This window comes from Streptococcus ruminantium, from assembly GCF_003609975.1.
GTDB lineage: Bacteria > Bacillota > Bacilli > Lactobacillales > Streptococcaceae > Streptococcus > Streptococcus ruminantium.
Map to the genome: position 1 here is coordinate 1,548,508 of NZ_AP018400.1, position 12,570 is coordinate 1,561,077.

Sequence of the window (12,570 nt, forward strand, 5' to 3'; positions counted from 1 at the left end):
CTTCTCCTACCCTATGAATAATATGCATGTATAAAATAACTTGATAAATCAAAGTTTTTTACTTGACATTATATATATATATAATGGGGATTGGTCAAATTTATCTAATAAGTTGACCAATAAAAAATAAGGAGACTTATTCTTATGTTTTTCAATAAAAAAAATAGCCAACAAAAAAATTGGCGAATGATAAAAAAAGGAAAATTTTTCTGTTATGGCTGTACCCTCTTGTTAGCGATGGGGAGCTCACTAATCCTGCCAAGTGCAGAAGTTGCTGCATTAACAGAGGATGCCGCTGTAGAAACAGTTAAAACAGCAACCACAGAGGATGAACTCCCCACTGCTTCAACCGATCAATCGCTTGAATCAGATAAACTGGATAAAAGTGACCGAACAGAACCTGTGCTACGTTCATCAAATACCACTTTGGAATCTTCCACTACAAATCAAATTGCGAATGTTTCTGCAAAAATCGAGGTTACTCCTGGTTTAGTAGGTGCTGCTAGTCGCACCAAAGCAACTCTCAATTTCGATATTGTCAATCCTTCAAGCCAAGGTTCTCCCATAGTTATTGAATACAAAAATGTCAATACCACCATTTCTGACGGAGACCTCATCTATGATAATAAGGTAATCGGTACAGTAACATCTACTGTCGAAAGCAACATTCCTACAGATAGTAAAATGACAGGAGCTGAAACATTAGCACCTGAAGATAGTCTCTATAAAACGATTGTAACCATTACCTTAAATAATAATGCAGACAAGTATGCTACTGACCATCTCCCAATTTCTTTAAAAACAACTGCTTCAACTCCTCAAGCTGTAAAAGCACTGACTGCAAATCGTTCGTATGAAATCCCAGCTTCCATTAGTATCAATGGAAAAGAGGAAACAACCGTAACCGTACCGGTTCGAGAACTGGTTGTTCGAAACTTAGAAGTTGGAGATCAGACAAAAGTTTCTGCTGGATATACTATCACAACTGTAAATGGAAAAGTCACTGCTCGCTATCGCTCAGTCTATATTATCCCTGGTACGACAGGATTACAAAATGGTGATATATTAACCATCAGTAAAGGACCAACTATTCCTTTTGATAACGACTCAGCTGTCATTGGTTCAGCCTATATATTACAAGGTGGAGCTGAAGAAATGGTTCCTGTAGGAGACAGTGGTGTAGCTTACAAGCAAATGACTAACTCTAGTGTTCGTTTAGTTTTACAATCCGTAGATGCTAAAACAACTACTTACCGTGTTTATGGTACCCTCGATCCAAAATACAATTCGTATGAATGGACTATCCTCGGTGTTCTGCCAAAACTTAACGCACAATACGATGGATACAATGGCTTAAAAACATTTAACGATTTGCATGTAACTTTAACACGTAAGGGAGAAACGGTCTATGAAACTTTCAATGCTAGCGAAGGGGACCGCGTCAACGTTAATGGTACAGCAGTGCTTGTCTCCACAGAGGGACTTAGCTCGGTTTACACAGAATACTATTTAGATGGAAAACCAATGCCAGAAGTTTCCCGAGACCTTATTTTATCCAAAGTTGTTAAGGGAATTGACTACACAGCCCGAATTAAGGAGTTTGACAACTACGAGTATGTGGGACCACTAGAAGATTCCGCACCAATCACAGGAAAAAGTGCTGACACTGATTTAGTAGTAAAATTAAATTACAGGGCCAAGATAGAAGAATCAGTAGACTCAAAAGAAGTAACTCGTATCATCAAGTATGTGAACGAAAACGGCGACGAAGTAGCTCCGTCTGTCACCCAAAAAGCAGTCTTCAATCGCAAAAGGATGACCAATAAAGTCACTGGAGAGAAAACTTACGGAAATTGGGAAACAGAAAAAACAGTATGGGAGGCAGTAAACACCCCTGTCCTTGAGAACTACACAACTACTCAAACAGAAATTGCGGAAAAAACTGTATCACCAGATAGCACAGATAGTGTAGAAACTGTGACATATTTGCCAACAAGTTCTCAAACAACAGAAAACAAAACGGTTAGCAGAACAATTAAGTATGTGGATAGAGATGGAAAAGAAATTGCACCAAGTACTACACAAACCGTAAACTTCACACGAACAGTATCCACAAATGATGTTACTGGAGAGAAAACTTACGGAAATTGGGAGACAGAAAAAACAGTGTGGGAGGCAGTAAACACCCCTGTCCTTGAGAACTACACAACTACTCAAACAGAAATTGCGGAAAAAACTGTATCACCAGACAGCACAGATAGTGTAGAAACTGTGACATATTTGCCAACAAGTTCTCAAACAACAGAAAACAAAACGGTTAGCAGAACAATTAAGTATGTGGATAGAGATGGAAAAGAAATTGCACCAAGTACTACACAAACCGTAAACTTCACACGAACAGTATCCACAAATGATGTTACTGGAGAGAAAACTTACGGAAATTGGGAGACAGAAAAAACAGTGTGGGAAGCAGTAAACACCCCTGTCCTTGAGAACTACACAACTACTCAAACAGAAATTGCGGAAAAAACTGTATCACCAGACAGCACAGATAGTGTAGAAACTGTGACATATTTGCCAACAAGTTCTCAAACAACAGAAAACAAAACGGTTAGCAGAACAATTAAGTACGTGGATAGAGATGGAAAAGAAATTGCACCAAGTACTACACAAACCGTAAACTTCACACGAACAGTATCCACAAATGATGTTACTGGAGAGAAAACTTACGGAAATTGGGAAACAGAAAAAACAGTGTGGGAAGCAGTAAACACCCCTGTCCTTGAGAACTACACAACTACTCAAACAGAAATTGCGGAAAAAACTGTATCACCAGACAGCACAGATAGTGTAGAAACTGTGACATATTTGCCAACAAGTTCTCAAACAACAGAAAACAAAACGGTTAGCAGAACAATTAAGTACGTGGATAGAGATGGAAAAGAAATTGCACCAAGTACTACACAAACCGTAAACTTCACACGAACAGTATCCACAAATGATGTTACTGGAGAGAAAACTTACGGAAATTGGGAAACAGAAAAAACAGTGTGGGAGGCAGTAAACACCCCTGTCCTTGAGAACTACACAACTACTCAAACAGAAATTGCGAAAAAAACTGTATCACCAGATAGCACAGATAGTGTAGAAACTGTGACATATACACTCACTAAAGCTGCTACAGCTAAATCACCAACAACTGAAGAAGAAACAATGCCAACAGGAACTGTAAGACAGCTAACCAAGTCAACAACTTCTGAATCACCTCTGAAACTTCCTCAACTGCCTAAAACTGGTGACGAAGTTTCTAATCTAAGCATACTAGGCACTACTTTGCTTGCTAGTTGCTCATTTCTTCTTATTAAGCCTAAAAAAAGACAAGAAGATTAGGAATTGAACCCAGATTTTTCTCATTATATCAAAAGTAAATATGGAAACTAGACGGTAGATAGGACTAAGACTCTTTAAAACGGTTGACAAAATCGCACTTTAATGTTTGGAGAGCAAAGTAAAATCTGAATAGCAATGTAAAAAGCGAACCACTAAGAATTCTGATGAACAGAAAACTAAGTGGTTCGCCTTTCTTATTCCTTCGATTTACTATTCGAGGCAATGTACTGTAAGCTACTAATCTACAAGGGAGCAAACATCATAAAGCATAGGAATGCAGTTAAAAACAATATCCGTCCAAACAATCTCAAATTATTGTCAATTTATTAGGATGTCCCATGTCTTTAGAGATCAAAAGAATATACCGCCACCTCAATAAATATATTTTTTTGATAGATTATTCTCAACCTTTAATCCGATTCAGATAGTCCTGATAGGTCTCTGTTTCCATCAAAGCTTTGGCATTCTCAACGCGATCCTTCGTGGGAGGTTTTGTCCCTTCCAGTGGATATGGTCTTCCTAATTCTCGCCACTTAAATTCACCAAGATTGTGATAAGGTAAAACCTCAAAACGCTCCACATTGTTCAACGTTTTGACAAACTTCCCTAATTCGATCAAGTCTTGGTCTCGGTCCGTCAAATTTGGAACCAATACATGGCGAATCCAAACAGGTTTACCAATATCCGATAGATAGCGCGCGCAATCCAAAATCGTTTTATTGCTATGTCCCGTCACAATCCGATGTTGTTCCGGGTTCATTTCTTTAATATCAAGAAGCACTAAATCTGTCACTTCCATCAGACGGCTATACTTTTCTAAGTAACGCTCTGTCTTACGAAAGGTCAAAGCACAGGTATCCAGAGTTGTATGAATCCCTTTTTCTTTTGCGAGAGTAAAAAGAGCAATTAAAAAATCGATCTGGATCGTCGCTTCGCCACCAGAAACCGTAATCCCACCTTCTTTCCCCCAGAACATGCGAAAACGCAAAGCCTCATTGAGCACATCTTCTGCGGTCCGTTCCGTTGCCGATGGATTGACCAAGTCCCACGTATCCGGATTATGGCAATACTGGCAACGCATGTGACATCCTTGCATAAAGACAACAAAACGCACCCCTGGTCCATCGACAGAACCAAAACTTTCTGTTGAATGAACCAATCCTGTGACCGTACGATAATCAACCTCTGTCATAATCTCATCCTTATCACTTAATAAAACTAGTATAACACAAAAGCGTAAACGCTCCTATCATTTGCTTTCATATCTGCTTTTCATTGATTTTTTCAGAAAGATGCAAAGCGAAAAAGACTAGCTTCCCTAGTCCTTCTCTGTTTCTTCCTCCTCAATCGGTGTCATCAGGATCTTTAACTTGATAACACGACCATTCTTCACCTTATCATTGACGAGGACTAAATGGTGCCTCTTACTGTCTACTTCAAAGGAAACTTTTTCATCCTGACTCGGAATCGTCCCAACACCAGTCAGATAATAACCAGCAATGGTATCCACATTATCACTTTCTAATTCCATATCAAAATGTTCATTGAAATCATTAAGGGTCATACTCCCTTGAACAATGTAGGTGTTCTCAGCAATTTCACGGACAAAGATCTCTGTTTTATCCGTTTCATCATCAATTTCTCCAACGATTTCCTCCAGCAAATCTTCTAAGGTAACAAGACCAGCGACACCACCATATTCATCTAGCAAAATCGCCATCTGATTTTGAGTGTTACGTAAAGCCTTAAGCAAATCATCTACAAAAATTGTCTCTGGTACAAAAAGCGGTTCCTGCATTATTCGGCGAATATTCAATTGGTCAAAACCAACGGTAAAGGCTTCTGATAATATTTTCTTGGTATGTATCAGACCAATAATATTATCCTTATCGCCATCATAAACTGGAATCCGTGAAAAATTCTGTTTGAGAATAGCTGTTAGAATCGTCTCTATATCATCTTCGACATCCACCATGAAAGCATCTGTTCTTGGTACCATCACTTCTCGTGCCATCAATTCATCCAATGAAAAGATGCCTTGTAGCATTTCGATTTCTTCAGCATCCAAGGTTTGTTCGCTTTTGGTTAAAATGTACTCGATTTCATCCCTAGTCATCTGCTCATCCGCATCATCAAAGCTCATTGGAGTTATACGACTGATGAGATTGGTCGCAGCAGAAAGGAGCCAAACAAAGGGGCTCACAATCTTGCCCAAGAAAATGATAACCGGCGCTGTAACGACTGCCAGATTTTCTTTCATATTCATAGCAATCCGTTTTGGATAGAGTTCGCCAAGAACGATGGAGATAAAAGTCAACATAGCAAGTGCCAACCAATAACCTGCTGTCTGAGCAGTTGAGGAACTTCCTAGCCATTTTGCAAATACAGAACCCAAATCATTGGCTAAGCTAGCACCAGAAAGAATCGAGATAAAGGTGATACCAACTTGGATCGTTGAAAGAAAATTATTTGGATTCTCCAAAACTGCGACTAAGCGAATATACTTTTTTTCCCCTTCTGCTGCCTTTTGTTCCACCCTTGAACGATTGAGGGAAACCAAGGCCATTTCTGAAGCCGAAAAGAAAGCATTGAGCAAGGTCAATAGTAAAAGCAATAAAATCTGTAGTTGAATGGTCTGACTACCAGGGTCTTCCATGATGTTCTCCTAAAAATAAAGTTGTCTGATCTTTTGAAATAGAATGAACTGCCGATATTTTTCGACTAGTCTTATTCCGGTTATGCCAGTATCTAGGAAAGCAAAAAATCCAGTTTTAGTTTTGATCTCTTCCATTCCTCTCTAGACTGTTCAAGCTAACCTAATAGCTATTTTATTTGGCTATAACATTTCTATTATATCATAAATCATCAGAACTAGTCCATTTCTGACTAAAAATATATAATTGATACAAAACGTGGAATATATTTATCTACTGAGTTACGAATTACATCAATATCCATTTTATTTTGAGCTGATTTTTAATCTCTCTACCATCACCAAAAATGGAGGTGTGTTGACTTGGTTGAGTGGTTTATAGAGCATGGCTGTAAAAACAGTCTGATCCAGTTGGCTAACAAAATCAAGCACAGCATCCTTCTCCACTGCTCCACCTTCATGTCCATAATAGATCATAATAGCTAGACGACCACCCACCACTAGACGGTCAAGAATCTTTCCAATAGCCTCTAAGGTGGTTGCAGGCAAAGTAATAACAGATTTATCTGCAGATGGTAAATACCCCAGATTGAAAATAGCCGCTTTGCACTCATCTACATACTGATCAACAGTTTCATGTCCAGCTAGAACTAATTTGGCATTTGTTAAACCTGCTTGTTCTAGCTTTGTAGCTGTTGTGGTCAAGGCCTGTTGCTGAATATCAAAAGCCACTACTTTTCCTGCTCTCTGTGCTAAAAATAAGGTATCGTAGCCATTTCCCATCGTCGCATCAACCGCTAAATCTTGGGCTGTCAAAATCTCATCTAAGAAAGCATGGGCCATATGTAGGGGTCTGAGCATATTTTTCCCTCCAAAAAAACTATTTTTATTTGACGTAAAATTAAATCACAAGCTAGTATAACACAAAAGAGAGGGAATTGGGTATGAGTACCATATTTCCTAACCTTTCGCTAGCTACCACACCCAACTCTAAGTTTCTACCAATCTGCTTGTTCTCGTGAGTTTAAGCAAATTCTATCAGTTCTTTCAATTTTCCGTCCATCTTTACGAATAAGTAAGCATGAAGACATTTATCTTATTTTTCCTCGGAGCTTCTATCGGCTCCTTTCTGGGACTGGTGATTGATCGCTTCCCTGAATATTCCATTATTGCACCGGCCAGCCATTGCAATCATTGCAAGAGACAGCTCAAGGCCTGGGACTTGATCCCTATCCTGTCTCAATTGTTGACAAAATCCAAGTGCCGCTACTGTAAAGCAAAGATTCCTTATTGGTATCTAGGATTGGAATGTCTATCTGGTCTTTTTGTTCTGCTCTGGCATCTACAGTTCCTATCCGTATTGGAAACTGTCCTGCTAGTTGGCGGACTGGTCCTGACCATTTACGATATTAAATATCAGGAATATCCCTTTGCAATCTGGCTGTTTTTTACTTTCGTCGGACTGGTTCTCTCTCAGCTCAACTGGCTTTTCTGCGGCTTTTTGCTCCTAGCTTATCTGACGGAAAAATGGCAATGGAAGATTGGCTCCGGTGACTTCCTCTATCTGGCAAGTCTGTCCCTTGTCTTTGGCTTTATGGAAATACTCTGGATTGTCCAAGTCAGCTCCCTTCTAGGACTAGCTATCTTTTTCATCTTTAAACCCAAGTCTCTACCCTACGTACCTTTTCTTTTTTTAGCTAGCATTATCATCAACCTATACCTGTAAATCGAGCTTGTCTCGATTTTTTTGGTATAATAGAACACATATTAGGATTCAATAAGCACCAAAAACGAATGAACTTCATTTTATAGAAACAAAAGGAGAAAAACAATGACACAATTCCAGGATGATAGCCTAACCCTGCACACCGATCTTTACCAGATCAACATGATGCAGGTTTATTTTAACCAACGCATTCATGATAAACATGCAGTATTTGAAGTCTACTTCCGTTCACAACCTTTTAAAAATGGCTATGCTGTCTTTGCGGGATTGGAGCGCGTGGTTGACTATCTCAACAATCTCAGCTTCAGCCAGACTGATATGGACTATTTGACAGACTTGGGTTATCCACAAGATTTTCTTGACTACTTGGCAAATTTGAAAATGACCCTGACCGTCCGCTCTGCTAAAGAAGGAGACTTGGTCTATGCCAACGAACCAATCATGCAAATAGAAGGTCCTTTGGCCCAATGCCAACTGGTTGAGACAGCCATTTTAAATATCGTCAATTATCAAACTTTAATTGCTACTAAAGCCCGTCGTATCAAGGCTGTAATAGAAGATGAGCCTTTGATGGAGTTTGGTACTCGTCGTGCCCAAGAACTGGATGCAGCTATCTGGGGAACTCGAGCAGCCTTTATCGGTGGTGCTTCTGCCACTTCCAATGTCCGAGCTGGAAAACTGTTCGACATTCCTGTAGCAGGCACTCACGCCCATGCTCTGGTCCAAACCTATGGTGATGACTATAAGGCCTTCAAAGCCTATGCAGAAACCCACAAAGATTGTGTTTTCTTAGTGGATACCTACGACACCCTTCGCATAGGCGTTCCTGCAGCCATTCGCGTTGCCAAGGAAATGGGAGATCAAATCAACTTTAAAGGCGTTCGCATTGACTCTGGGGACATGGCCTACATTTCAAAAAAAGTACGTCAACAATTGGATGATGCTGGTTTTACAGACGCAAAAATCTATGCTTCCAATGATCTTGACGAAAACACCATCCTCAACCTGAAAATGCAAAAAGCAAAAATTGACGTATGGGGAGTTGGAACCAAGCTCATTACTGCCTATGATCAACCAGCCTTAGGAGCTGTCTACAAAATTGTCTCTATTGAAGATGAAGATGGAAATATGCGCGATACCATCAAATTGTCCTCTAACGCTGAAAAAGTATCCACACCAGGCAAAAAGCAGGTTTGGCGAATCACGTCTAAAGAAAAAGGAAAATCTGAAGGCGACTATATCACCTTTGCCGATACAGATGTGACCCAGATGGATAGCATCTATATGTTCCACCCAACCTATACCTATATCAATAAAACTATTGAGCATTTTGAAGCGCGGCCACTTCTGGTTCCTATTTTTGAAAATGGTAAGCAAGTTTACGACCTTCCAAGTCTAGCTGATATTCAAGCCTATGCTAACCAAGAAATTGACAAGCTCTGGGATGAATATAAGCGCGTCCTTAATCCACAACTCTACCCAGTTGACTTGGCTCAGGATGTTTGGGATAACAAGATGAACCTTATCAATCGCATTCGTAAACAAAGTCAGACCAAGTCTATCTAATGAAAGGTACTATATGACATTACAAGAAATCATTATCAAAGAACTAGGTGTCAAGCCTCAAATCAACCCTCAGGAGGAGATTCGCCGCTCTATTGATTTTCTAAAAGATTATCTAAAAAAACATCCATTTTTAAAAACCTATGTTTTAGGAATTTCTGGTGGACAAGACTCGACCCTTGCGGGGCGCTTGGCTCAGTTAGCCATGGAGGAAATGCGAACTGAGACCGGCGACAATGATTACCAGTTTATTGCTATCCGCCTTCCATATGGTGTGCAAGCTGATGAGTCTGATGCTCAAGCTGCCCTTGCATTCATTCAACCAGATGTCAGTCTAACCATTAACATTAAAGAGCCAACAGATGCTATGGTAGGAGCTGTCAATACCAATGGTCTAACCATGTCTGATTTTAACAAGGGAAATGCCAAAGCTCGCATGCGAATGATTGCCCAGTATGCTATTGCTGGCGAACGTAAAGGAGCTGTCATTGGAACCGATCATGCTGCTGAAAATATTACTGGCTTCTTCACCAAACACGGAGATGGCGGAGCCGATATTCTTCCTCTCTATCGCCTTAACAAACGCCAAGGTAAACAACTATTGGCCGAACTCGGTGCTGAGGCCAAGCTCTACGAAAAAATCCCAACCGCAGATTTGGAAGATGACAAGCCTGGCTTGGCTGACGAAACCGCTCTGGGAGTTACTTACAACCAAATTGATGACTATCTTGAAGGAAAAACTATTGCCCCTCAAGCTCAGACCATCATTGAAAGCTGGTGGAAGAAAACTGCCCATAAGCGCCACCTTCCCATTACTATCTTTGATGATTTTTGGAAGTAAACTTGGTCAGGAAAAGATAAACTCGGTCGGTACATTTTACATACAAAAGCGATCATCCTCTCCTATTCACAGCTAATAGTGCCTTATAAAAATGACCTGCCCTAGATAAATGGACAAGTCATTTTTTATTTTCTAAGTATTTACAAATTCCGCAAAAGGAGCTTACAAGCTACAATCGTTTCGGCATTGCCTCATTTGCAACTAGGTAACATCAAGCAAGTACTAGCCTACACAAGGCGATAATATGAAAAATCCCTCGCAGGCTTTTCCCGCGAGGACACCAATGGATACGGTACCACCCACTTATGAACCTTGACTAGAAAGATCCATAGGTTTCTCCTTAAAAAGGAGGCGCACGATAAGGGAAAGGTGTGAGGACCGAATTCTCAGTGTTTCGAGTTCTTCGAACCAAATTTGCTTACCCAAATCTATAACTCTTAGAAATGGATACAACTGCTCATTTGGCTTCAGCTTATTTCATAAACTCTTGCCATCTAGTTACACCAACCACAGGTTATCTATAGACAATCTATTTATTACTTCTACTGATTATATATGATTATACGTTAGAAAAAGAAAAAGGTCAAGTTATTTTTTGAAATTTTCTAAACAATTTGAAAATTCAGTTCATTTTTTCTGATAATCCTTGACTAAAAGATTCAGTACTATCTTCTGCTTGCTTAAAAACTGACAATTCGTAAAACTTATAGGTGGAGGTCTCCCCACAAGTCCTAAGAACTTATGACTTGAACACTACAAACCATCAAAGTTATTTCGAAAATCTACCGCGTTGCATTATCCATTTATAAGTCAGGTAGGCAAGAACTCCACCCAATGTATTTGTCCAAAGATCATCTACTTCAAACACACGTTGGGCATCAATCAAAAGATCCAGAAGCAATTGCATGCACTCGATAAAAAGGCTGATGCAAAAAGTATAAATAGTAACTGCTCGAAGGCTCCGCCATTTTTCCCATAGAAATAAGAGCAAAAAAACCAAAGGGAAAAGGAGGAAGATATTTGTCATATTTTGTAGAACAATCCAGCCAAAATTGGCTAGACTATCTACCTTATCACCATTGATGATACTATTGAAGGGAGTAGGCAAGAAGTAAAGTCGGCCAACCTGAATAATTCCTGGTGTGGAAAAGTCCTTGTACTGAGGGTACAAGTTTTGGGGAAGAAAGCAAAGTAAAGCAATAGCCAGAGCGTAAGCTCCAGCTAAAGATGTACAAGTCCAGTTTCCTAGCTTAGTCAGACTACCATCTGCCTTAAAGAATCGTCTCATGCTCTGATCCCCGCCTTTGCCTTGGCTGCAGCGATACGAGCACGCATCTTTTCACGGTCCTTTTTAAGCGTATTGGAACGTAGTTGCCCACAAGCAGCATCAATATCCGTACCGTGTTCTTGACGAACGACGCAGTTCACACCATTTCTCTTGAGGCGATCATAGAAAGCATTCACACGCTCAGGAGTTGAACGACTGTACTGGTCATGCTCACTAACAGGGTTATAAGGAATCAGATTGATATAAGATAACTTACGGATATTCTTCGTTAAATCAGCCAATTCCTGAGCTTGTTCCACTCCGTCATTGACCTCATTGAGCATGATATATTCAAAGGTCACACGGCGGTTGGTCACCTTGATATAGTCTTCAATCGCCTCAAATAAGACTTCAATTGGAAACTTACGGTTGATGCGCATGATACTGGAGCGCAAGTGATTATTTGGCGCATGAAGAGATACTGCCAAATTGACCTGAACTCCTTCACGAGCAAATTCACGGATTTTTGGTGCCAAACCGGATGTTGAAACCGTTATATGACGGGCACCAATCGCCAGTCCCTTATCATCATTAACCACACGTAAGAAGGTCATAACATTGTCATAGTTATCAAGCGGCTCACCAATTCCCATCACGACAATATGACTCACACGTTCATGTTGATTTCGCTCATCCAAATATTTTTGCACCAACATGATTTGAGCAACAATCTCACCGCTATTTAAATCACGCTGCTTTGGAATGAGACCAGAAGCACAGAAAGTACAGCCAATATTACAGCCCACCTGAGTCGTTACACAGACTGATAAACCATAATGTTGGCGCATAAGAACAGTTTCAATCAGCATACCGTCCGGCAATTCAAAAAGGTATTTCATCGTACCATCTTTTGATTCTTGGGCGATCCGTTGCTTGAGGGGATTGACAACAAAATGCTCTTCCAGCTTCTCAATCAAGGACTTAGGTAGATTGGTCATTTCTGCAAAAGATTGAACACGCAAGCGATAGAGCCATTCCCAAACTTGAGCAGCACGAAATTTCTTTTCCCCATTTTCTAACATCCAATCGACAAGATTGGCCTGACTAAAAGCATAAATTGATGGTTTCAT

9 protein-coding genes are annotated in these 12,570 nt (G+C 40.1%); 4 read left to right on the forward strand and 5 right to left on the reverse strand.

What is annotated here, in order from left to right; translation table 11 throughout:
* The first annotated feature begins 144 nt into the window (after positions 1-144).
* Positions 145-3,390, forward strand: coding sequence for a mucin-binding protein (locus SR187_RS07315; RefSeq protein WP_120172012.1), 3,246 nt, complete (start codon positions 145-147; stop codon positions 3,388-3,390).
* 403 nt (positions 3,391-3,793) lie between these two features.
* Here the strand turns inward: SR187_RS07315 and pflA are convergent, their stop codons facing one another.
* The 3 genes from pflA to SR187_RS07330 all read right to left on the reverse strand — a co-directional run bounded on the left by pflA (position 3,794) and on the right by SR187_RS07330 (position 6,904).
* Positions 3,794-4,585, reverse strand: a complete 792-nt coding sequence (gene pflA / locus SR187_RS07320; protein WP_120172013.1) for a pyruvate formate-lyase-activating protein — start codon at positions 4,583-4,585, stop codon at positions 3,794-3,796.
* Positions 4,586-4,708: 123 nt separating this feature from the next.
* Positions 4,709-6,046, reverse strand: coding sequence for a hemolysin family protein (locus SR187_RS07325; RefSeq protein ID WP_120172014.1), 1,338 nt, complete (start codon positions 6,044-6,046; stop codon positions 4,709-4,711).
* Between the two features lie 303 nt (positions 6,047-6,349).
* Positions 6,350-6,904: a class I SAM-dependent methyltransferase gene (locus tag SR187_RS07330; protein ID WP_120172015.1), complete on the reverse strand. Its 555-nt coding sequence runs from the start codon at positions 6,902-6,904 to the stop codon at positions 6,350-6,352.
* Between the two features lie 220 nt (positions 6,905-7,124).
* Here SR187_RS07330 and SR187_RS07335 point away from each other — a divergent pair, with 220 nt between their 5' ends.
* The 3 genes from SR187_RS07335 to nadE all read left to right on the forward strand — a co-directional run bounded on the left by SR187_RS07335 (position 7,125) and on the right by nadE (position 10,173).
* The gene (locus SR187_RS07335; RefSeq protein WP_120172016.1) at positions 7,125-7,769 is read left to right on the forward strand and encodes a prepilin peptidase; all 645 of its coding nucleotides are present in this window, start codon (positions 7,125-7,127) and stop codon (positions 7,767-7,769) included.
* A 105-nt stretch (positions 7,770-7,874) separates the two neighbouring features.
* Complete coding sequence (locus tag SR187_RS07340; protein WP_120172017.1) at positions 7,875-9,335, forward strand: nicotinate phosphoribosyltransferase; 1,461 nt, start codon at positions 7,875-7,877, stop codon at positions 9,333-9,335.
* Positions 9,336-9,348: 13 nt separating this feature from the next.
* A complete protein-coding gene (gene nadE, locus SR187_RS07345; RefSeq protein WP_024533154.1) occupies positions 9,349-10,173 on the forward strand; it encodes an ammonia-dependent NAD(+) synthetase in 825 nt (274 codons plus the stop codon).
* 769 nt (positions 10,174-10,942) lie between these two features.
* On the opposite strand, the gene SR187_RS07350 is transcribed toward nadE, so the two are convergent.
* Positions 10,943-11,461, reverse strand: a complete 519-nt coding sequence (locus SR187_RS07350; RefSeq protein ID WP_120172018.1) for a VanZ family protein — start codon at positions 11,459-11,461, stop codon at positions 10,943-10,945.
* Positions 11,458-12,570 (reverse strand): 23S rRNA (adenine(2503)-C(2))-methyltransferase RlmN, encoded by a 1,113-nt coding sequence (gene rlmN, locus SR187_RS07355; protein ID WP_120172019.1) that lies wholly within the window; start codon positions 12,568-12,570, stop codon positions 11,458-11,460. Before rlmN ends, SR187_RS07350 begins: the two co-directional genes overlap by 4 nt.